The organism is Fluviirhizobium alvei (assembly GCF_030551875.1).
Taxonomy (GTDB): domain Bacteria; phylum Pseudomonadota; class Alphaproteobacteria; order Rhizobiales; family Rhizobiaceae; genus Rhizobium_E; species Rhizobium_E alvei.
In genome coordinates, this window is the sequence record NZ_JAUOZU010000006.1 from 253577 (window position 1) to 274855 (window position 21279).

The 21279-nt window shown below is 58.3% G+C and carries 19 protein-coding genes; 7 read left to right on the top strand and 12 right to left on the bottom strand.

Translation table 11 applies throughout. The features are described 5' to 3' along the window. Positions 1–252 precede the first annotated feature (252 nt). Positions 253–1515: a GGDEF domain-containing protein gene (locus tag Q4481_RS07620; RefSeq protein WP_304375733.1), complete on the top strand. Its 1263-nt coding sequence runs from the start codon at positions 253–255 to the stop codon at positions 1513–1515. Here Q4481_RS07620 and Q4481_RS07625 read toward each other — a convergent pair. Together Q4481_RS07625 and Q4481_RS07630 are read right to left on the bottom strand one after the other, a co-directional pair. Next, on the bottom strand, positions 1462–3165 hold the full coding sequence (locus Q4481_RS07625) for a SulP family inorganic anion transporter (RefSeq protein WP_304375734.1): 1704 nt from the start codon (positions 3163–3165) through the stop codon (positions 1462–1464). The genes Q4481_RS07620 and Q4481_RS07625 overlap by 54 nt on opposite strands. A gap of 148 nt (positions 3166–3313) precedes the next feature. Further along, positions 3314–4078 carry an EAL domain-containing protein gene (locus Q4481_RS07630; protein ID WP_304375735.1) on the bottom strand — a complete coding sequence of 255 codons (765 nt, stop codon included), beginning with the start codon at positions 4076–4078 and terminating at the stop codon, positions 3314–3316. 178 nt (positions 4079–4256) lie between these two features. On the opposite strand from Q4481_RS07630, the gene Q4481_RS07635 reads away from it, so the two are divergent. Then, complete coding sequence (locus tag Q4481_RS07635; RefSeq protein WP_304375736.1) at positions 4257–4874, top strand: GyrI-like domain-containing protein; 618 nt, start codon at positions 4257–4259, stop codon at positions 4872–4874. Positions 4875–4908: 34 nt separating this feature from the next. Here Q4481_RS07635 and Q4481_RS07640 read toward each other — a convergent pair whose 3' ends face one another. The 5 genes from Q4481_RS07640 to Q4481_RS07660 form a co-directional block, all read right to left on the bottom strand. After that, positions 4909–6657 carry a calcium-binding protein gene (locus Q4481_RS07640; protein WP_304375737.1) on the bottom strand — a complete coding sequence of 583 codons (1749 nt, stop codon included), beginning with the start codon at positions 6655–6657 and terminating at the stop codon, positions 4909–4911. Positions 6658–6797: 140 nt separating this feature from the next. After that, positions 6798–7595, bottom strand: a complete 798-nt coding sequence (murI, locus tag Q4481_RS07645; RefSeq protein WP_304375738.1) for a glutamate racemase — start codon at positions 7593–7595, stop codon at positions 6798–6800. Beyond that, positions 7585–8391, bottom strand: a complete 807-nt coding sequence (locus tag Q4481_RS07650) for an RNA methyltransferase (RefSeq protein ID WP_304375739.1) — start codon at positions 8389–8391, stop codon at positions 7585–7587. Before Q4481_RS07650 ends, murI begins: the two co-directional genes overlap by 11 nt. A gap of 89 nt (positions 8392–8480) precedes the next feature. Further along, positions 8481–9116: a hypothetical protein gene (locus Q4481_RS07655; RefSeq protein ID WP_304375740.1), complete on the bottom strand. Its 636-nt coding sequence runs from the start codon at positions 9114–9116 to the stop codon at positions 8481–8483. A gap of 83 nt (positions 9117–9199) precedes the next feature. After that, positions 9200–9712: a hypothetical protein gene (locus Q4481_RS07660; RefSeq protein WP_304375741.1), complete on the bottom strand. Its 513-nt coding sequence runs from the start codon at positions 9710–9712 to the stop codon at positions 9200–9202. Between the two features lie 314 nt (positions 9713–10026). On the opposite strand from Q4481_RS07660, the gene Q4481_RS07665 reads away from it, so the two are divergent. Next, positions 10027–11241, top strand: a complete 1215-nt coding sequence (locus Q4481_RS07665; protein ID WP_304375742.1) for an NADP-dependent isocitrate dehydrogenase — start codon at positions 10027–10029, stop codon at positions 11239–11241. An 82-nt stretch (positions 11242–11323) separates the two neighbouring features. Here Q4481_RS07665 and Q4481_RS07670 read toward each other — a convergent pair whose 3' ends face one another. Beyond that, complete coding sequence (locus Q4481_RS07670; protein ID WP_304375743.1) at positions 11324–11875, bottom strand: flavodoxin domain-containing protein; 552 nt, start codon at positions 11873–11875, stop codon at positions 11324–11326. Positions 11876–11975: 100 nt separating this feature from the next. Continuing rightward, positions 11976–12929 (bottom strand): flagellin N-terminal helical domain-containing protein, encoded by a 954-nt coding sequence (locus tag Q4481_RS07675; protein WP_304375744.1) that lies wholly within the window; start codon positions 12927–12929, stop codon positions 11976–11978. Between the two features lie 550 nt (positions 12930–13479). On the opposite strand from Q4481_RS07675, the gene Q4481_RS07680 reads away from it, so the two are divergent. Continuing rightward, on the top strand, positions 13480–14994 hold the full coding sequence (locus Q4481_RS07680) for a helicase HerA domain-containing protein (protein ID WP_304375745.1): 1515 nt from the start codon (positions 13480–13482) through the stop codon (positions 14992–14994). Between the two features lie 3 nt (positions 14995–14997). Here the strand turns inward: Q4481_RS07680 and Q4481_RS07685 are convergent, their stop codons facing one another. Continuing rightward, positions 14998–15987, bottom strand: a complete 990-nt coding sequence (locus Q4481_RS07685) for a TerC family protein (RefSeq protein WP_304375746.1) — start codon at positions 15985–15987, stop codon at positions 14998–15000. A gap of 358 nt (positions 15988–16345) precedes the next feature. Here Q4481_RS07685 and rpsD point away from each other — a divergent pair, with 358 nt between their 5' ends. The 3 genes from rpsD to ttcA all read left to right on the top strand — a co-directional run bounded on the left by rpsD (position 16346) and on the right by ttcA (position 18608). Next, a complete protein-coding gene (gene rpsD, locus Q4481_RS07690) occupies positions 16346–16963 on the top strand; it encodes a 30S ribosomal protein S4 (protein WP_304375747.1) in 618 nt (205 codons plus the stop codon). A gap of 84 nt (positions 16964–17047) precedes the next feature. Next, positions 17048–17614: a cytochrome b gene (locus Q4481_RS07695; protein WP_304375748.1), complete on the top strand. Its 567-nt coding sequence runs from the start codon at positions 17048–17050 to the stop codon at positions 17612–17614. A 163-nt stretch (positions 17615–17777) separates the two neighbouring features. Continuing rightward, positions 17778–18608, top strand: a complete 831-nt coding sequence (gene ttcA / locus Q4481_RS07700) for a tRNA 2-thiocytidine(32) synthetase TtcA (protein WP_304376075.1) — start codon at positions 17778–17780, stop codon at positions 18606–18608. Between the two features lie 150 nt (positions 18609–18758). On the opposite strand, the gene Q4481_RS07705 is transcribed toward ttcA, so the two are convergent. Next, entirely contained in the window at positions 18759–19988 is a 1230-nt protein-coding gene (locus Q4481_RS07705; protein WP_304375749.1) for a multidrug effflux MFS transporter, read from the bottom strand. A 34-nt stretch (positions 19989–20022) separates the two neighbouring features. Continuing rightward, entirely contained in the window at positions 20023–21201 is a 1179-nt protein-coding gene (locus Q4481_RS07710; protein WP_304375750.1) for a multidrug effflux MFS transporter, read from the bottom strand. Between the last annotated feature and the right edge of the window lie 78 nt (positions 21202–21279).

A 21279-nucleotide genomic window follows, 5' to 3' on the forward strand; every position in this document is an offset into this window, starting at 1 on the left:
GGCGCCAACAACAGTTGGCTTATTTTCGGGTCAAGCCGAATCGAACGGCCATTCGCGTACAGACAGGGCCCGCATCATCCGGTCTCTGGAACCAGAAAACGCGTATAACCAACCTCTTGCGGCATGGAGCATTCCGGTTGGGTAGATTCAGATTAAGTTTACTCTGATTGCACCAAACTGGTACGGAACTCCCCAAGTTTCATCCCTTTGTTAAGGCTTGCGGCCTAACAGTATGCCAATCGGAGGCGTAACTTGGCTGCTGTACTCAACATTTCGACCATGATGCTTTGCACCGCGATCATGACGTTCGTCGTTGGTCTTGCGCTGGCCTTCATCTGGTATTTTGAGCGTCGCGAACGGGCCGTGGGACTTTGGTGCCTGGCCATGCTCATAGGCACCTTCTCCTCTTCCGCCCTGGCATTGCGGGGTATCGGACCGGATTGGCTCGCGATCGGAATTGGTAACGCAGTCGGACTGTTAGCCTACGGAATGATCTGGGGCGGATTTATCGCCTTCGTCGGCCAGACTTTCCGTTGGTACCAGATTGGGGCAGGGTCGCTGATCTGGCTCGGACTGTACGCTGCTTTCGATTGGGTTCGCGACGATATCGATGTCCGGATCATGCTTTTCTCGGCGATTTGCGCCACCTATGGTCTCTTGGTCGCGCGCGTGAGCTACCGAAACTGGGCGGTCGAGAGATTGCCATCCATGTTGGGTACCGCAATCGTCTATGGGTCGCACGGCCTATTCTACCTGTTTCGAATTCCTTTCGCACTGATCTGGCCAGTCTATGGCATCAAGGGTCCTTATCAATCACTCTGGTATTCTGTCCTGACCCTTGAAGCCTTTATCCATGGCGTGATGGCGAGTTTCATCTTCGTGGTCGTGATACGGGAGCGCACGGAGCGGCTTTATCGTCTGGCGGCCGAAATCGATGGATTGACCGGGGCTGCCAGTCGGCGGTTCTTCGTCTCGCAAACACGGGAATGCCTTGGCCGTCGACCCGACGCCGGTGTGCTTGCCGTTCTTGATCTCGATTTCTTCAAGAAGGTCAACGATACCTATGGCCACATGGCTGGCGACAAGGTGCTGGCGGCATTCGCTGCCCAGGTGAAATCGCGATTGCCGGCGCGGGCGTTGTTCGGGCGCCTCGGAGGCGAGGAGTTTGGCCTCTTCCTTCCTTTCTATACCGCGGAGGAGGCCTATGCCGAACTCGACGCCATCCGTGCCGAGATCGAAGCGCTCGACATCGTCTTCATGGGAGCGATTCTCAAGATTTCGACCAGCATCGGCATGGCGACGATCGAGGATGCCGGGCTTGATTTCGACAACCTGATGGCTGCGGCCGACAATGCGCTCTATATTGCCAAGGGCGAGGGACGCAATCGGGTCTGCCAGTTCCATCCGGCACAGCGCCTGCAGAAAATCGTCGAATCCGGCGAGGAAAGCCGCGTCAGCCTGTCAAAGCGCCGGGTGAGCCGATTGTCCGTTCGCAGCCACTCCAACAAACGGTAAAGCGCGCGCTTCCGCGAAGGCATCATCGATCGTGTCGTGAAACTGCACCCGGGGCTCGCCCACATGGTGGGCCCTCAGCATGTCGCGCGCCTCCTCGCTCGCACCGGCAATGAAGAAACGCATGCCGCGGGCCTCTGCCTTGCGGAGCGACCCTTCGATGACATTGGCTGCGGTGGAATCGAGAAAGGGCACCGCCGAACAATCGAGGATGAAAGTTTTTGCCGTATCGGCAATCCGGTCCAGCACCGCACCCACCGTCGCAGCTGCGCCGAAGAAGAAGACGCCGTTGATGTGATAGGCCACGACATCGGGATCGGCATAGTCGACCGGATGTTCGCGCCCTTCGTTGCCGTCGCCGAGTGCTGCTCGTGCCGCCGGGCTCACCTTCACCGAACGCCCCATCCGCTCGATGAAAAGCACTGTTCCCAGAACGAAGCCGACAAGAATTCCCTCGGTCAGGTCGCGGAACACGACCAGAAGAAACGTGGCGAGCAGAACCAGGGCATCGCCGCGCGAAGAACGGAGCAGGGCAGCGAAGGCGGGTCTTTCGATCATGTTCCAGGCCACCGTCGCCAGAACACCGGCGAGCGCTGCAAGCGGAATGTAGGACGCCAGCGGTGCAAAAAGCAGCATGAACAGGAGCAGGATCACCGCATGCGCCATGCCGGAAATCGGGCTGACGGCGCCGGCACGCACATTGGTTGCCGTGCGTGCAATCGTTCCGGTGACGCAGAAGCCGCCGAAGATCGCCGAGCCGACATTGGCAATTCCCTGGCCGACCAGTTCGACATTCGAACGGTGGCGCCGTCCTGTCATGCCATCGGCAACCACCGCCGACAGGAGCGATTCGATGGCACCGAGCAGCGCGAAAGAGAATGCGGCCGGCAGCACGGCCTCTATCTTGTCAAGCGATAGCGCGGGCATATGTGGCAGCGGAACAGAATGCGGAATGCCGCCGAAGCGGGTTCCGATCGTCTCCACCGGCAGGTTCAGGATAAAGGAGCCGATTGCGGCGACGCCAACCGCAATCAGCAGGTTCGGCCAGTGGGGGCGCAGTTTCTTGATCGCCAGAATGAGCGTGATCGTGACGATCGAAACAGCGATTGCAGCCGGGCTGACAGTCTCCCGGACCTGCCACAGGCTTTCGAGCTTCGCCACCAGATCGCCGGGCTCCTTGCCGGCAAGCGTCAACCCGAACAGATCCTTGATCTGGCTTGCGAAAATGATCACGGCAATGCCGGCGGTAAAGCCGACCGTCACGGGGTAGGGGATGAACTTGATATAGCTTCCGAGCCGCAGCCAGCCGGCGATGAACAGCATGATGCCCGAAAGCATGGTGGCGAGGATCAACCCGTCGACGCCATGCTTGTCGACGGTTGCGGCAACGAGCACGATGAAGGCGCCGGCGGGACCGCCGATCTGGTGGCGGCTGCCCGAAAAGGCAGAGACGAGAAAGCCGCCGGCAATGGCCGTATAGAGCCCCATGGCGGGCGTGACCCCAGAGGCGATTGCGATGGCCATCGAGAGCGGAAGCGCCACGATCGCAACTGTCAGACCGGCGATCAGGTCGGCGCGCGCCTTTGCGCCGCTATAGCCCTCCTTCAGAACGCTCCAGAGTTTGGGCGCGAACATGTCTGACGATGGCTGCATGCCTCCTCCCGCAACGGATGTGGCAACGATCAGCCTAAGCTTTGCAAAAAGCGCGGGGCTTTACAATCGGCGCGAGGGGGCAGGCGCAAAACATTTCGCTCAGCATGCAATAGGTCGGGTCCGTGTAAGCCGAAAAGGACCCGATTGGTCATGCCACCCGCAGAAAGGAAGGATCGGGTTTGGTGAGGGATGCAAGAGACGGTTTGGCGAACAGGTAGCCCTGCATCAGGTTCACGCCAAGATCGGCGAGGCACTGATATTCCGCGACCGACTCGATTCCTTCGCAAAGTGGCGTGATGCCGAGGTCGCGCAACATCGAAAGCGTGTGGCTGACGATCGTCCGTTTGGGCCTGTCGCTATCGATATTGCGGATCAGGTCCATGTCGAGTTTGACGATATCGGGTTGGAAGGAGGCAAGCAGACCGAGTCCGGCAAAGCCTGCGCCGAAATCGTCAATGGCCGTCTTGAAGCCCATCGCCCGATAGGCCTGCAGAATGTTCAACAAATGGTCCGTATCGATCCGTTCGCCTTCGGTGAACTCGAAGATGATGTTCTCGATCGGAAACTGCGCGCGCTTGGCGGCGGCCAGCGTTTGCCGAATGCAGGCGGAGGGTTCGTAAACCGCATTGGGCAGGAAGTTGATCGACAGAAGCGCGCCGCTTTTGGCTATGCCCAGGCTGGCGGCCAGATCGATGGCCTTGACGCGGCACATTTGGTCGAACGCATAGCGGTTCTCATCATCCAGACCGGACAGAACCAGACCTGCGCTTTCGCCGGCTTCACCCCGAACAAGCGCTTCGTGCGCGAACACCTGGCCAGTCGAAACATCCATGATCGGCTGGAAGGCCATGGTTATGGCAATCGGAAAGGTGCGCCCGTTGGCGCAAGCCGCGCAGTTTGCCGTCTCGTTCATCACTGAATGCCCTCGTAACCTGCCAAATGGCGCAGCAGCGCCAAAATGCCGCTGTTTCCTTTTGCCCGAATCCCCTTAAGGTTCCGTCTATTCATCGATCTTTGGTTCGCAAGACGAGCCGTTATGCGGAACACGCGGACCAGAGCCAACGCGGCACCGGGCACGGTGGAGGATCAAGATGGAAAAGATCGATTTCAAGAAGGTTCTCAAACATCTCTATCAGCCGCGCATGGGCGAATTCAGCCTTGTCGATGTTCCTGCCATGAACTTCTTGATGGTTGATGGCCATGGCGATCCCAATGTCTCGCCCGCCTATGTCGAAGCCGTCGAGGCACTCTATTCGGTGTCCTATACGCTCAAATTCATGAGCAAGAAGGAGCTCGAGCGCGACTATTCCGTCAATCCGCTTGAAGGTCTCTGGTGGTCGGACGACATGCAATCCTTCGTCGATCGCCGCAAGGATGCCTGGGACTGGACGATGATGATCATGCAACCGGACTGGATCACCGCCGAGATGGTCGAGCGGGCCCGATCAGAGGCGGCGCGCAAGAAGACCTTGCCCGCGCTCGCCAAGCTCCGGTTTGAGACCTATGCCGAAGGAACGAGCCTGCAGATCATGCATGTCGGTTCCTATGATGATGAAGGTCCGGTGTTGAAGCGGCTGCATCATGAGGTCATGCCGGCGGGCGGCTATATCTTCAATGGCAAACACCATGAGATCTATCTCGGCGATCCGCGCAAGACGGCGCCCGAAAAACTCAAGACCGTGTTGCGACAGCCTGTGCAGACGGCTTAATCGAGGCTAGCCGATTCTGATAACCAGTTGCAATTCAAAACACGAAAAGGTCACTGTCAATTTGTCGGAGCGTTACGTCTAGCAACTTGACCGTGTCGCCGTCGTGTGTGTCGATAAGTGCGTAGCCGGAATGAAATGTAAGATGGTTGGTCTTTAGATCCTTATAACTTGCTATACTTGAAACGCCTGACAGGTCGATGACGTCGTGATTCACGCCACTAGCCTCAAAGTCAGTTATCGTGTCTCGATCGTCTCCCGTCCAAAAAATATATGTATCCTGCTTACCGCCGCCTGTGAGCGTATCATTGCCACCGCCAGATTCTATTGTGTTTTCTTCGCCGTCACCAATGAGGACATCATTGAATTTTGACCCTAACACACCTTCAATACTGATAAAGGTATCACTCTTGGCGTCGCCAGTATTCATAGATGGTCGCGACAAGCTAACATGCAAGCCTGCACCGGCATGCTCATAAGAAGCGACATCTAGGCCATTGCCGCCATCAAGCCGGTCTGCCCCAGCTCGTCCCTCCAGGTAGTCTTTACCATTTAGACCTTTAAGAACCTCGTCTGCGCTCGTGCCTATGAGCGAGTCATTCTTTTGAGTTCCATCTATTATCTCGGTAACCCTATAAATTGAGCCGTAGACGCCCACGGAAGAGCCATCCTGATTGGGATATGAGGCCCAGATGGTGGCAAGATCGCCACTCGACAATACAGCCGAGGATGCCCCGACTTGATCGCCGTTTGTATAGTCGTTTAATTGAAACTCTCTGCCGATCTTTTTGCCATCCGCGTCGAAGACCTGACCGAACACCCCTTTGTCACTTCCGTCTTTGCCGGCAGAAGTCCAGGTCACAGCAAACCCACCGTTCTCAATTGCAGTTACATGCGACTCGGCCTGGTATCCGTTTGTGTAAGTGTTCACCTGAAACGCGGTTCCGTCCTTCTTGCCAGTGCTTGTATACATCTGACCGAACACGGCTCTACCGCTCCCGTCAAGTCCGTCGGCGGAATAGGTGATGACATAGCCTCCATCAATCAAGCCAGCCACGCTTGCCTCATTCTGATTGCCGTCTACCGCAATATTTACTTGAAACTCGTTGCCGACAGTTTCGCCGTTCTTGTTGAACCGCTGCGCATATACACCTTCCCCGCTACTATCTTGGCCAAAGGAAGCCCAGGCAACCACAAATCCACCATCCGCGAGGCCGTCAACAACGGAGTAACGCTGATAATTATTGATATATGTGTTGATCCGAAACTCTGATCCTACCTTTGATCCATCACTCGCAAGTATTTGCCCATAGACGCCTAAGTCACTGCCGTCCTGACCGCGAGACGACCATGTGGCTACAATCTTGCCGTTCGCCAGTGCTGCAATAGAGGGATAAAGTTGGTCACCGCCTGATGTTGTGTTCACAGAGAATTCAGAACCTAGAAGCGTCCCATCGCTCCCAATCCGTTGTGCTTCAATACCTGAGGAGTTTGCGTCGAAGCCGTTCCAGACAACTAGAAAGGATCCGTTTCCGTAGGTCGCTACAGACGAGCCGGATTGATCTCCACTGGTTGCCGAGTTTATACGAAATTCTGTCCCAACATCACGGCCTGCTTTGTTAAACAATTGGCCGTAAATACCGAAGCCGCTGCCGTCTTGAGCGTAGGATGTCCAGGTTACAACGTAACCGCCATTGTTGAGTGCAGATATCTGTGCTTGATATTGATCATTTTCCGTATATGTGTTGATAAGGGAGGGGCCGGAAATTCTTTTCGGGTATGCCATTCAAAATGCTCCCCACATTGTAGTATTTGCCAGAAAATACTGCTCTAAAATATAGGAGTCAATTGCTGTATAAGCGCCAATTGTTGAAAGTTGATTCTTGTTGATATGCTGATGCCGTCAATAGAAAGTTGTTGAATCATCTATTGAACAGTCAACCCGAACCCTTGCAACAGACGCCGGGTGGAGAAATCCGGCGTGCCCTTGGTCAGGATCGCCCGGTCGAGATGCAGGCCGGGGCGAAGATGGTCGAGCGCTGGCACCAGCCTGCGTGCCTGGCGGGCAATCGCCTCGGCCGGATCGAGCCAGTCGACGGGCCAGGGCGCCAGCTTGCGGAACAGGTTGGCCATGAAGGGATAATGGGTGCAGGCCAGCACCACGATGTCGGTCTTGCGTCCGTCCTGCTCGTAGAAACATTGTTCGATCTCAGCTGTCACCGCAGCCGTATCGACTGTTCCGCCGCGGATATAGTCCTCCGCCATGCGGGCGAGATTTTCAGACCCGACCAGCCGCACATGGCACTGGCTGGCAAAGGACTGGATGAGATCGCGCGTATAGGCGCGCTTGACCGTTCCCGGCGTCGCGAGCACCGAAATCAGCCCCGACCGGGTGCGTTCTGCCGCCGGCTTGATGGCAGGAACCGTGCCGACGAATGTGTGGTTGGGGAAGGCGGCCCTGAGATCGGCCCCGGCCAGTGTGAAGGCCGTGTTGCAGGCGATCACCGAGACGACCGGATCATGGTCGGCGAGGAGTTGCCCGAACAGATCGAGAAGGCGGGCTCTGAGATCAGCTTCCGCCCATCCGCCATAGGGAAAGCCGGCATCGTCGGCGACATAGAGAAAATCGCGCTCCGGCATCAGCACCCGGAGTTCGCGCAGCACCGTCAGTCCACCGATCCCGGAATCAAACACCAGAACCGGCTTCGAAATGTCATTCGTCATCGTTTAGATCCGGATTGCCCGCGCCGCGCGGATGTTTCCGCGAGAAGCGGTCCAAGGAAGAAATGATACCCCTGAGAATCTTGATTTCAGGTTTGCTGAAACCGGGTCGCGAGAGCACGGCCCGGATATTGTCGACCATTTTCGGCTTTTTGTCGGCAGGCCGGAAATAGCCGCGCGCCGAGAGAGCCTCCTCGACATGGTCGAACAGGCCGAACAGTTCCTCCTTGGTTGCCGGTTCCTGCTCGGGTGCCTGGAAGGGCGTTTCGGTGATATCCCCGATCCCGGCCTTCATCCATTCGTACGACATCAGGAGAACCGCCTGCGCAATATTGAGCGAAGCGAAGGCCGGATTGACGGGGAAGGTGACGATTTCATCGGCCAGCGCCACATCTTCATTGGAAAGACCGGCCTTTTCACGGCCGAAAAGGATACCGGTCCGGGCGCCGGCGCGATCGCGTTCGCGTAGCATCGCCGTGGCCGTGACCGGATCGCGCACATATTTGAACCCGTCACGCATGCGGGCGGTCGTGGCAAAGACGAAGTTGAGATCGGCGATCGCTTCGGCAAGTGTCGGATAGACCACGGCGCCGTCGATGACGTGATCGGCCTTGGAAGCGGCGGCGCGGGCCTTCTCGCTCGGCCAGCCATCGCGCGGCGCCACGAGCCTGAGTTCCGAGAGGCCGAAATTGGCCATGGCGCGCGCGACCATACCAATATTCTCGCCGAGCTGCGGCTCCACGAGCACGATTGCCGGTCCGCCGGTGATCAGTTCAAGTTCAGAATTCGTACCCGCCATCTGTCCATTCCATCGTTTATGCCGGGCGAATAACGGTTTCCGATCGTCAAGTCATGTAAAAATGCATGCAGCTTCCGGCCTGACCCGGCTCAATTTCCGACGCCGAGCGGATTCTCCGGCAAAGGCTTGGCATTGGGATCGGCCGGCTTGTCGCCGGGCACGATCTCGGCCTGCGGCACGGCATCATTGGCGCCGGATGCGCCTTCCTTCGCGATGTCCTGCATTTCCTTGAGCAGCGAATCCGAAGTGCCTTCCGTCAGCCGGTGGATATCGGCAATCACCGGCCGGCCATTCTCCTCGATCACGTCGAAATGCACTTCCGACACTTCATCCTTGACGGCGGAACCATCTTCCACGCAGGTCCAGAGCTTGAAGGTCACTTTCACATCGGTGACGCCGGCCTTCTCGCCAGCCTTGCTGATGGTCACATCCTTCAGCGGGCAGCCATCCTGGCCGTTGGTGATGACATCATAGCCGAACGGGCCACCACCCTCGTCATAGATCGGATATTTCGCCGCTTCGCGATAGGCCTGGGCAAACGCCTTCGAATAGAGCGTGTCGAGACGGCTCGGCTCGAAATAATCCATGCCTTCGGTTGCTGTGTCGCTCCACAGCGCCTTGGCAACATCCATCACCGCAATGACCGGGTCTTCCGGTCCGGCCGCCAGGGCCGGCGAGGCAAGGGTGGATCCAAACAGGATGAGGGTGGCGAGACGTCTGAACATGGAAACCCTTTCGGCGCGGCGAAGCCTCCATGAGGCTTGCGAATCATGGCCCGAGGATGGCCGAGAAGCCGCCGGATTGCAGCTTATTTCGACAATTCCTCTAGATTGGCCTTGACCGATCCTTCGACGCGATTGTTGACGACCGACTGGATGTCGTCGATCACCCAGCCATCGCCTTTCGGCACCATGATGAACTGGCGGATTTCGACCTTGTCCTTGTTGTCGTCGCTGAAGCAGTAAAAAGCCTTGAACCGGGCAATGACCGGCAGCCAGCCGCCCTGATCGTCCAGCGTCTCGATCGACAGATCCTTGATCGGACATCCATCCTGCGCCATCGTGATCGGATCGTATCCGAGCAGATAGCCGCCATTCTCGTCGGATTCCTGTTTTTTCCAGGCAGCGCGATAAAGCTTTGCGAAGTCGTCGCTAAAGAGCCGGTTCAGCCGGTCCTCGCTGAAATAGTCGCTGTCGCCGCCAGCATCGGAGGCGCTGCCGACCATGATTTCGAGCAATTCCTTGGCCGGTGCCGAAGCATCGGCTGCTGCGGCAGGATTGACGAAGGCAAGGGCGAGAAAAAGAGCAAGAAACGGGCGCATCAAAAATCCTGAACGTATTGGTTGGGCGAGGCGGAAGGCGGATCAGAAAGACCGCGCCCTTCCATGCCAGTACGTCCGAAGCGCCGATTCCATTCAAGATGACGATCGATCCCGCTTTCCCTTATGCACATTTTTCCCAGGCGCTGGACGGGAGGGCGGGTTACTTAAGCGAAGGGTGAGAAAAATCAACCAAACCGCGCCTATTCGACCAGCGGCGTATTTGCGTTCGGAAATGTCGGTGTTATAGGCAGTCCCATCCCGAGATATCAGGTGCCGCGGCCAGGGTGACTGCGGTTGAACGAAGAGGAAAATCCATGAAAAAGATCAAGGTCGCAAACCCGGTCGCCGATCTCGATGGCGACGAGATGACCCGTATCATCTGGCAGCTGATCAAGGACAAGCTGATCCATCCCTACCTCGACCTCGAAATCGACTATTACGACCTCTCCGTTGAGAATCGCGATGCCACCAACGACCAGGTGACGATCGATGCCGCCAATGCCATCAAGAAGTATGGCGTCGGCATCAAGTGCGCGACCATCACCCCCGATGAAGCCCGCGTCAAGGAATTCAACCTCAAGGAAATGTGGAAGTCGCCGAACGGCACCATCCGCAACATCCTCGGCGGCGTCATTTTCCGCGAACCGATCATCTGCAAGAACGTGCCGCGCCTGGTGCCGGGTTGGACCCAGCCGATCGTCGTTGGCCGTCACGCTTTCGGCGACCAGTACAAGGCAACCGATTTCAAGATGCCGGGCAAGGGCACGCTGACGATGAAGTTCGTCGGCGAGGACGGCACCGTCATCGAGAAGGAAGTCTACAAGGCTCCGGGTGCCGGCGTTGCCATGGGCATGTACAATCTCGATGAGTCGATCCGCGAATTCGCGCGCGCCTCGATGATGTACGGCGTCATGCGCAAGTGGCCGGTTTACCTGTCGACCAAGAACACCATCCTCAAGGTTTATGACGGTCGCTTCAAGGACATCTTCCAGGAAGTCTACGAGACCGAGTTCAAGGCCGAATTCGAAAAGCTCGGCATCACCTACGAACACCGCCTGATCGACGACATGGTTGCATCTGCCCTCAAGTGGTCTGGTGGCTATATCTGGGCCTGCAAGAACTATGATGGTGACGTGCAGTCTGACACGGTTGCGCAGGGCTTTGGTTCGCTCGGCCTGATGACCTCGGTTCTGCTGACGCCCGATGGCAAGACCGTCGAAGCCGAAGCCGCTCACGGCACGGTTACCCGTCACTATCGCCAGCACCAGAAGGGCCAGGAAACCTCGACGAACTCGATCGCTTCGATCTTCGCCTGGACCCGTGGTCTCGCTCACCGCGCCAAGCTCGATGACAATGCCGAACTGGCGAAGTTCTGCGACACGTTGGAAAAGGTCTGCATCCAGACCGTCGAAAGCGGCTTCATGACCAAGGACCTCGCACTCCTGATCGGTCCGGATCAGCCGTGGCTCTCCACCACCGGCTTCCTCGACAAGATCGACGAGAACCTGCAGAAGGCCATGTCGGCCTGATCATTCCGGAAATGACAAGACCCGGTGCAAACGCTGCACCGGGTCTTTTGCTGTCCGCAAATCGCTATCGCCCGAGCCCGGGTCAGCCGGCCTCCTGTTCCTTCTGTGCGGCTTCGGCGAACTGATCGACAAAGGCAGCCAGGGCAGCCCAATCGGTGAATTCGATATCCTGCTTGCCGTTGCTGGCGGCCCCTTCCTTTTCGGCGATCCGTTTCATCATCCAGCGCTTGAAGAAATCATATTCGGTGAAGCGCAAAGCGCCGGCCGCATTGTGATGCATCAGCGGCTGCCAGCCTGTCTCAGCCTTTAGTGCTTCGGGATAGTTCTCAGCCTCCCGCCGCTCGTCGGCATGTTCGCTGTGGATCGACAGCGACACCGAAACGAAGGCCGATGGCAGGCCGTTCAGCCAGTCCTTCTCGCGATGCACGAAATCGGTAAAGGGCGTCGGATAGCGTCCGGCATGGATGGGTGCGCAGAGAATGACCGCATCGGGCCTCTCAAGCGAAAACTCCGCCATTCCGGCAATGTTCATGAGTGCGGCGCTGTTGCCGCGCTCTTCGATACGGTCGGCGATCACTTCGGCGATCTTGCGGGTCTGGCCTTCGATGGATGTATAGGCGATGAGGATTTTCATCTTGCTCTCCCTTGTCGTGCGCCCAATGTCGACCATTTCGACGACAGGGCATTGACAAGGATCAAGACAAGACGATCAAAACATGATCACCCGTTCGATTTCATCTCAGCAACTCGAGCAGATCGAGAGGGGAGTTGTTGGCGATCGAAATGACCGTCGTGGCCAGCTTCGCCTGTGCTTCGATCGCCCGAAGCCGGGCGGATGCGGATTCCAGATCGGCATCGATCAATTTGCCGATCCCGCGATCCTGCGAATCCTGGAGATCGGCGACGAATTCCTCCTGCATGCCGATACGGGAATGGATGGCGCCGAGCTGTGTGGCGGCATCGGTCATGCTCAGGAGCATGGCATCCGTCACGTAGATCATCTCGTTGACTTCCTGGTCGGTCGTCGTCGCTGACAGGTTGAACTCGGTATGCGCCGTCTGGTTTCGCCCGTTGATCAGCACCCAGTCCTTGGAGGTGCCGAGATCGGTCGCATATTGCGCATTGGTGAGAATGCCGACCTGGGAATCCTCATCGATGATGTGATTGGTGCCTTTGGCATTGTCCATCTGGTAGACAAGCGTCTTCACGGACACATTTCCGGCGCGGTCGCGAACGAAGGAACCGACGAGTTCATGATCCTTGTCATCGGCGGCGCTGCGGCGCGTCAGCCAGTTGACGCCGTTGAAGCTCGAGCCGTCGATGATCGTATAGATCTCCTGGCGCAATTCCTTCAATTCAAGATTGATCTTGTTCCAGTGGATACCACTTTCCTGCGCCGAGATCAGCTTCTTCTTGATCTCCTCCACCACATCCATCACGGCCGTCATGCCCGTATAGGCGACATCGACGGTTGCTGCGCCGAACGAAAGCGAATCGGCGACGGCTGCGAAAGCCTTATTATCGGAGCCCATGGTCTTGGAAATGGACCAATAGGCGGAATTATCCTGCGCGGAGGCGACTCTCAGTCCGGTCACCAGCTGGCTATGCTGCGCATCACGCACAGACCCAATAGAGCGCAAGCTATCGACCGCAGAGATCGCCCCCGCGTTGGTTACTATACTCAACATGGCAAATTTCGAACTCGATACCCGTGGAAATACGCTGCCTTATCAAGACCACCTCTGCCCATACACGGCTTCGGCTTGCGGCCCTGACGATCGGACTATGAAGAACCATGCTTAATTGACGATTAAAGGCAGGAAAGGAAAAACCATATTCCTTCACATTAGAAGGATTGAAAACGTGCGGCGAGCTGCCGCGCGACATTGCTGTGGGTAGGGTGAATTTCTCGCAGGCGCATGCGCGAATCCTTGCTAGGGTCGAGACTCAATCAGGTTTCGGGCGTGGCGCGAGACGGATTTTGATTCTGAACAGGAGAAAAGCCTGCCGTGGAGCGCAACTCCACAAAGGGTTTTCGACGCCTTCAGAACAAAAATCCGCCGCGTCCCGAAGAGATATGGTGAAAATCGCCCGGTTTGGCGTCGCAACTCCTCGATGGATGATCGATCCATCTTCGGATCTGCTTCTAAAACCGAACGATTTTCCCGCATACCACGCTCCAAATCCTGATTGAGTTTCGACCCGAAGGGACGGTTTGCGAGAAGTTTTGAGGCAGGCATGACGGCAGGCATCGATATGGGGCAGGGCGCGGGCGGCGGCCGCGCAATGCTCGATCTGGAAGAGTTGCTGGCAACGCGCCTTCTGGTGCAGGGCAATTCGGGTTCGGGTAAATCGCATCTTCTCAGGCGTTTGCTCGAACAATCCGCAGGCTGGGTGCAGCAGGTGATCATCGATCCCGAAGGCGATTTCGTCACGTTGTCGGATCGCTATGGCCATGTCGTTGTCGAAGGCGACCGGACCGAGGCCGAATTGCTCGGCATTGCCGCGCGCGTGCGCCAGCATCGCGTTTCCTGTGTCCTTTCCCTCGAAGGGCTCGATGCCGAAGACCAGATGCGAATTGCCGGCCTGTTCCTCAATGGCCTCTTCGATGCCGATCGCGACTTCTGGTACCCGGTCCTGGTGGTGGTCGATGAGGCGCAGCTCTTTGCGCCGGCCGCGAGCGGTGAGGTTGCCGACGAGGTCCGTCGCCTGTCGCTCGGTGCCATGACCAATCTCATGTGCCGTGGCCGTAAACGCGGTCTTGCCGGCGTCATCGCCACCCAGCGTCTCGCCAAACTCGCCAAGAATGTGGCCGCCGAAGCGTCGAACTTCCTCATGGGCCGCACCTTTCTCGATATCGACATGGCGCGCGCCGCCGATCTTCTCGGGCTTGACCGTCGCCAGGCGGAGATGTTCCGCGACCTGCCGCGCGGAAATTTCGTTGCGCTTGGCCCGGCCATGTCCCGCCGCCCGCTGAAGGTGGAGATCGGGACGGTCGAGACGTCGGCCCGTTCCTCGAGCCCGAAGCTCATGCCGTTGCCGGAAGCCAATATCGATGCTGCCGATCTCATCCTCACGCCCGATCCCGCCGAATTCGCCCGTCCGGTGACGCGTTACATCGCGCCGGCGCCGCGCCCCTCCACCGATATCCTCGCGGAACTGTCGCGACCGCGTGAGGAGGGGGCACCACAGGAAATCGCGGAAAGCCGGCCGCGTCGGGCCGAGATGAGTGCCGAGGAGCGTCAGGAACAGATCGATGCGGCCCTTGCCGATGTTTTGAGCGGCCCCGATGCCTCCTTCCGGACCGATGCGGAACTTTATCAAGATTTTCTCGTGCGATGCCGCATCCGCCGGGTTACCGGCACGGCCTTTTCACTCGCAGATTTCCGGCATCGGCTGGCGGTGGTCCGCTCTGGCGCGGATGAAGCGATGCAGGCCACCGATGCCTGGCAGAAGACCTTGACGTTGAGTCATGCCGTTACGGATGATCTGAAGGCGGTGTTTCTCATGCTCGCCGTCGCCGCCATCAATGGCGCACCCTGTCCTTCGGATGCTGCGATTGCCAGAGCCTACGGAACCCATTCGGCGCGAAGGGCGCGCCGTTTCCTCTCCTATTTCGAGGAGCAGGGTCTGATCGTGCTGCATCAGGATCGGCGTGGTTACAGGATCGCGGCTTTTCCGGATCTTGAAACGGAAACGGCGCCGGGAAATCCCGACGCCGAGGAGCCAGTGGCAAAGCCGGCGGCCGAATGACGGTCAGCTCTGGGTGAGCTTCTTTTCTTCCTTCTGCGTCGCCCACAGCGAGCCGATGATACCGACGGCCAGAATGCCGACCGTGACGCTGAGCGAGACCGCCGGCGGGATCTTGGCGAGGCCGAACATGTCGGCGACGAAGATCTTCGATCCGACGAACACCAGAACCGCTGCCAGCGCATATTTCAGATAGACGAAGCGATGGATCATCGCCGCGAGAGCGAAATAGAGCGCGCGCAGGCCGAGGATGGCGAAGATGTTCGAGGTGTAGACGATGTAGGGATCGGTGGTGATCGCAAAGATCGCCGGGATCGAATCGACGGCAAAGACGAGATCGGCCAGTTCCACCATGATCAGCGCCAGAAAGAGCGGCGTGATCAGGGTCTTCAGCTTCCCCGATTTCGGGTCCGTCTCGCGGACGAAGAAATGCTCGCCATGCAGCTTGTCGGCAACCGGCAGATGCTTGCGCAGGAACTTCAGCACCGGATTGTTGCCGATGTCGTTTTCGTCATGATCGGCCGAAAACAGCATCTTGATACCGGTGATGACCAGGAAGGCGGCAAAGAGATAGAGAACCCAGTGGAAGTTTTCCACCACTGCAGCGCCCGCCGCAATCATGATGCCGCGCAGCACGATGACGCCCAGGATACCCCAGAGCAGCACGCGATGCTGGTATTCACGCGGAATGGCGAAATAGGAGAAGATCATCGCGATGATGAAGATATTGTCCATCGCCAACGATTTTTCGACCACGAAGCCGGTCAGATATTCCAATGCGGATTGCTCGCCGGACTGGTACCAGATCCAGCCGCCGAAGGCGAGGCCGATGCTGATATAGAAGGCAGACATCAGAAGGCTCTCGCGAATGCCGATCTCGCGAGAGCCCTTGTGGAGAACGCCCAGGTCAAGAATGAGAAGCCCGAGCACGAGAGTTATGAAGACAGCCCACATCCAGAGGGGCTTGCCAAGGAAGTCAAAAAGGAGGAGGTCCATAAGTCAACCTGATACCGGACGCGGTTGGCTTGAGGGTTCCGACATCACGTGCTGTCCGGATTACCACGCCAGAGGGGCCCGGATCCCTGTTGCCTGCCGGAAATGGGGAGCATTTGTCTGCAATTCAAGGGCAGGGCGTTGACTTTTCCATTTTGAGTCCCTAGAAGGCGCTCAACTCCGGGCCAAAAGCCCGGTGTTTGTTTTCTGTTGCAGACGCTGCAGAAAATCAAGCATGTCCCGTGGTCGTTCCGTTCGCGAATGGAAGGGCCTGTCAGAAGTGACGCAAGGATCTTCTCAGGAGGGCGTGTTTCCTTGAACAAACAGCCGGGTCGCCGGCACAAAAAAGAAAGGAAATGCGATGAGCAAGCGCGCATCGTCTAAGTACAAAATCGACCGCCGCATGGGCGAGAACATCTGGGGCCGTCCGAAGTCCCCGGTGAACCGCCGCGAATATGGCCCGGGCCAGCACGGCCAGCGCCGCAAGGGCAAGCTCTCGGACTTCGGCGTCCAGCTGCGTGCCAAGCAGAAGCTCAAGGGCTACTACGGCGATATCTCTGAAAAGCAGTTCCGCGCCACCTACGAAGAAGCATCGCGCCGCAAGGGCGATACCCCGGAAAACCTGATCGGTCTTCTGGAATCGCGTCTCGACGCCATCGTCTATCGCGCCAAGTTCGTACCGACCATCTTCGCTGCTCGCCAGTTCGTCAATCACGGCCACGTGACGGTCAACGGCGTCCGCGTCAACATCGGCTCCTACCGCTGCAAGGCTGGCGACGTGATCGAAGTTCGCGAACGTTCCAAGCAGCTCGCGATCGTTCTGGAATCGGTATCGCTCGCCGAGCGTGACGTTCCGGACTATATCGAAGCCGATCATTCCAAGATGAAGGCTGTGTTCGCCCGCGTGCCGAACCTGTCGGATGTTCCGTATCCGGTCATCATGGAACCGCATCTGGTCATCGAATTCTATTCGCGCTGATCCTTTCAGCGCCGCGTTTCGGAAAAGCCGCTCGTCAGGGCGGCTTTTTTGTTGTCTTCTGTCAGCGAAACGAACGGAATTCTCATGCTGCGGAACTCGGCTGCCTCCTACGGATTTGTCGCCATTGCCTTTCACTGGGTCATGGCCATCCTGTTTCTCATCCAGTTCTGGATTGGGCTGACGATGATGGGTATTGTCAATCCGCTCGAGAAATTCGCCCTTTACCAGCGCCACAAGAGCTTCGGTTTCCTGATCCTCGGTCTGGTGATGCTGCGATTGCTATGGTCGCTTGCCAATCGCCGGCCGGCGCTTCCCGCGACAATGAAAGAGAGCGAGCGGCAACTGGCGAAAGCAAGCCACGCTCTGCTCTATCTGGCGCTGTTCGCCATTCCCCTGACCGGCTGGGCCGTGGTCTCCACCTCGCCGCTGCCGATTGCCAGCTGGTTCTTCGGTCTCTTCACCATTCCAAGGCTGCCGCTCACAATCTCGCTTCATTCGCAGCAGATCTGGGGCAGCGTCCATGGCCTTCTCGCCTATTCAGCGCTTTTCCTCGCCGGCATTCATGCGCTGGCGGCACTTCGACACCATTTCCATCACCGGGATGATGTGCTGAAGCGCATGCTCTGGCCAAGGCATGGCAACCAGGACTGAATGAGGAGAGCGATGGTACACCATCTGCAACAGTGCTTGACGCCCGCTTCCATTCGTCTATTGCCTGTCGGAAACCGTTCCATCTGAGGCAGGGCGCATGTTGACCACCAATCCCGATCATCAGGATGATGAGGACGGCCTGTCGTTTGCCGGTGATGCGACGATGCAGGCGCTCTTTCGGCATGCGCCATCCTCGGCCAACTTCAACAAGTTGCGCAAGCGCCTTTTGCGACAGGTGCGCCAGGCCATCGACGACTATGGCATGCTCAACGGTCAGAGCCGTTGGCTCGTCTGTCTGTCCGGCGGCAAGGACAGTTACGGCCTTCTCGCCATCCTTCTGGAACTGAAATGGCGCGGTTTGCTGCCGGTGGAACTGGTGGCTGCCAATCTCGATCAGGGCCAGCCCAATTTCCCGAAACATATTCTGCCGGACTATCTCGCCTCGCTCGGGATCCGCCATCGGATCGAATATCGCGACACCTACTCGGTCGTGAAGGAGAAGGTGCCCAGCGGAGCCACTTACTGTTCACTCTGTTCGCGCCTGCGCCGTGGCAATCTCTACCGGATCGCCCGCGAGGAGGGCTGTGACGCCGTCGTCCTCGGTCATCACCGCGAGGATATTCTCGAAACCTTCTTCATGAACCTCTTTCATGGCGGACGTCTGGCCGCCATGCCGCCCAAGCTTTTGAACGACGAGGGCGACCTGATGCTTCTGCGGCCGCTTGCCTATGCGGCTGAGGACGATCTCGCCCGCTTCGCGCAGGCCATGCAGTTCCCCATCATCCCCTGTGATCTCTGTGGTTCGCAGGATGGATTGCAACGCAATGCGATGAAGGCGATGCTGAGCGATATCGAGGCGAAGATGCCGGGTCGTAAGGATGTGATGCTGCGGGCGCTCGGGCACATCAACCCGTCGCACATGCTCGATCCGAAGCTGTTTGATTTTGCCGGTCTCTTCGTCGCTACGCCGCCCTCGACATCGTCAGACATCTGAGCCGTACCGGATTCTTTCTTTTTCTATGCCCATTCTCGACCTATGCTCCGGCAATCTCGGGGGCGGCATTTTCCGCCCTCGTAAGAGAAGTTGGGAGATGACTCTGGCGAGCATCGTCAACGCCTCGAAGCGTTGCCATCCTTTTCAGAGTTACCGATACTGCGACGAAACGCCGAACAGCTTGCCGCGTTCGGCAATCAGCATGCAGGCAAGACCAATAAGGCTGAGTGCGAAGAAGCCGGCCGCTACCGGAACAAGCGTGCCATCGTAGATATAACCGATCGTCGCGCCGATTGCCGCACCGCCCACGGTCTGCAGGAAGCCGAAGACCGAAGAGGCTGTGCCGGCCACCGCCCCGAGCGGTTCCATCGACAGTGCCTGGCTGTTGGAACCCAGATGTCCGAAGGTGAACATGATGGTGGTAAAGACCGCCATGAAGAGCCAGAAGGGCAGGGCGCCATTCAGCGCCAGTACAAGAAAGAGACCGCTGAGCAGAATGAAGGCGACCAGCGCCGAATGGGCGACGCGGCGCATGCCGATCGCCCGTACGATGCGGGAATTCAGAAAGGACGACAGCGACATGGTGGCCGCCACGAAGGCAAAGGCGAGCGGAAACCAGCTGCCGAGCCCGTAGATGTTGAGATAGATCTGCGGCGAGGTGTTGATGAAGCCCATCAATCCGCCCATGACGAACATGCCCGACAGGCCATAGAAAAAGGCGCTGCGGTTCGAAAGCACCATCCAGAAACCCTCGGCGATCGTGCCGATCCGCAAGGCCCTCCGGTCGGCGACCGCGAGCGATTCATCCAGTCGGAACCAGGCCCAGAGCCCGATGATGAGCGCCAGCCCTGCCATGAACAGGAAGATCATCTGCCAATGGCCGGAGAACAACAGCAGCTGGCCGATCGATGGTGCAATGATCGGAATGACCATGAAGACCATGAAGACGAGCGACATCACTTCCGCCATGCCACGGCCCTCGAAACGGTCGCGGACGGCTGATTGCGCGATGACGCGGGTGGCAGCGGCCCCCAATCCCTGGATGAAACGCAGCACGAGCAGCGATTCAAAGGTCGGTGCGACAGCGGCCAGGGCAGCGGCGGCAATATAGATGACAATACCGACGATCAGCGGCCGGCGACGTCCGAAACGGTCGGAAATCGGGCCGAAGAACAGCTGCGCCACCCCGAAGCCGATGAGATAGGTCGTCAGCACCAGCTGGTTGTCGTTGACATGCGCGACCTTGAGCGCTTCGCCCATCTTCGGCAGAGCCGGTAGCATCACGTCGATCGCAAGCGCGTTTAGCGCCATCAGAGCCGCGATGAGCGCGATGAGTTCCGGCCGCGAGACGCGCGATGCTGTGCTGGAAGGGGAATTCATGACAATGCCTTTCGAAAGAGATGAACGCCGATCGTCAATGGACAAACAGGCGCCCCTTTTCCGTCCAGAGCACGATCAGCACGGCCCCCAGTCCGGAAAGGCCGAAGGCAAGCGCGAGCGGAAGAACGGTTCCGTTATAGGACTGACCGACCAGTCCACCGGCGATCACGCCCACCGTCGTCGTCACGACACCGAACAGCGACGAGGCGATGCCGGCCAGATGGCCGAGCGGTTCCATGGCGATCGCGCCGATATTGCCCTGCAGAACGCCGAACGCCATCATGCAAAGGCTGAGGCAGGCAAAGGTCAGCACGAAGGGCGGCTGCGCAAAAAGCGCGGTCAGGCTCAACAGCAGGCCGGCAGCAGCAAAGACGACGAGGGCAATATGTGTGACGGTCCGCATGCCGGTTTTCCGCGACAGGCGCGCCGAATAGAGAGCCGTCGCCGCGATCCCGAGTGCAGAAGCGCCGAAGGCGACCGGAAACCATGTGCCGAGCCCATAGAGCTCGCCATAGACCTGCTGGACCGAAACGATATAGGAAAACAGACCGATCGTCGTCAGCATGGAGGCGAGCGTGTAGCCTGCGGCGACCCGGTTGGTGCAGATTTCCACGAACGCACCGGCCAGATGCGAGAGCGACAGCGGACGCCGGTCGCTTTCCGCCAGCGTTTCCCTGAGCCGCAACCCCATCCAGAGCGCCATCAATGCCGAAGTCAGGCCGAGGAGCACGAAGATGCCGCGCCAGCCGGCGACCAATTCGATGGCCTGACCGACGGATGGCGCAATGATCGGCACCAGCATGAAGGTGGTGAAGACGAAGGTGAGCACCCGGGCCATGCCCGGACCGGCAAAGCAATCACGCACAACAGCCATGATCACGACGCGCAGGGCCGCGGCACCGATACCCTGTAGCAGGCGCATGGCGAGAAAGAGCGTGAATTCCCTGACCAGAAGCGATCCGACCGTACCAGCGATATAAAGACCAAGTCCGAGCGACAGGATCGGCTTGCGGCCGAAACGGTCACTCAGCGGGCCGAAAAACAGTTGCGCGACGGCAAATCCGATCGAGAAACCGACAACGACGAGCTGAGCCCGATTGGGATCGAGAACGCCGAAACTCTTGCCGATGGCGGGCAGGGCCGGCAGCATGATGTCGATCGACATCGCCGCAATCGCCGTGAAGGCAGCGCAAAGAGCGATGAACTCCGACATTCCCAGGTTCGCGCGCGCCGCGGAGCCCGGTTGGTTTGGGTCTGACATGAGTTTGTTCCTGAAAAGGCGGGGGAAATG

Coding starts and splice junctions, on each gene's coding strand:
- Q4481_RS07625 (WP_304375734.1), bottom strand. CDS start 3,165: ATGCAGCCATCGTCAGACATGTTCGCGCCCAAACTCTGGAGCGTTCTG.
- Q4481_RS07630 (WP_304375735.1), bottom strand. CDS start 4,078: ATGAACGAGACGGCAAACTGCGCGGCTTGCGCCAACGGGCGCACCTTT.
- Q4481_RS07635 (WP_304375736.1), top strand. CDS start 4,257: ATGGAAAAGATCGATTTCAAGAAGGTTCTCAAACATCTCTATCAGCCG.
- Q4481_RS07640 (WP_304375737.1), bottom strand. CDS start 6,657: ATGGCATACCCGAAAAGAATTTCCGGCCCCTCCCTTATCAACACATAT.
- murI (WP_304375738.1), bottom strand. CDS start 7,595: ATGACGAATGACATTTCGAAGCCGGTTCTGGTGTTTGATTCCGGGATC.
- Q4481_RS07650 (WP_304375739.1), bottom strand. CDS start 8,391: ATGGCGGGTACGAATTCTGAACTTGAACTGATCACCGGCGGACCGGCA.
- Q4481_RS07655 (WP_304375740.1), bottom strand. CDS start 9,116: ATGTTCAGACGTCTCGCCACCCTCATCCTGTTTGGATCCACCCTTGCC.
- Q4481_RS07660 (WP_304375741.1), bottom strand. CDS start 9,712: ATGCGCCCGTTTCTTGCTCTTTTTCTCGCCCTTGCCTTCGTCAATCCT.
- Q4481_RS07665 (WP_304375742.1), top strand. CDS start 10,027: ATGAAAAAGATCAAGGTCGCAAACCCGGTCGCCGATCTCGATGGCGAC.
- Q4481_RS07670 (WP_304375743.1), bottom strand. CDS start 11,875: ATGAAAATCCTCATCGCCTATACATCCATCGAAGGCCAGACCCGCAAG.
- Q4481_RS07675 (WP_304375744.1), bottom strand. CDS start 12,929: ATGTTGAGTATAGTAACCAACGCGGGGGCGATCTCTGCGGTCGATAGC.
- Q4481_RS07680 (WP_304375745.1), top strand. CDS start 13,480: ATGACGGCAGGCATCGATATGGGGCAGGGCGCGGGCGGCGGCCGCGCA.
- Q4481_RS07685 (WP_304375746.1), bottom strand. CDS start 15,987: ATGGACCTCCTCCTTTTTGACTTCCTTGGCAAGCCCCTCTGGATGTGG.
- rpsD (WP_304375747.1), top strand. CDS start 16,346: ATGAGCAAGCGCGCATCGTCTAAGTACAAAATCGACCGCCGCATGGGC.
- Q4481_RS07695 (WP_304375748.1), top strand. CDS start 17,048: ATGCTGCGGAACTCGGCTGCCTCCTACGGATTTGTCGCCATTGCCTTT.
- ttcA (WP_304376075.1), top strand. CDS start 17,778: ATGCAGGCGCTCTTTCGGCATGCGCCATCCTCGGCCAACTTCAACAAG.
- Q4481_RS07705 (WP_304375749.1), bottom strand. CDS start 19,988: ATGAATTCCCCTTCCAGCACAGCATCGCGCGTCTCGCGGCCGGAACTC.
- Q4481_RS07710 (WP_304375750.1), bottom strand. CDS start 21,201: ATGTCGGAGTTCATCGCTCTTTGCGCTGCCTTCACGGCGATTGCGGCG.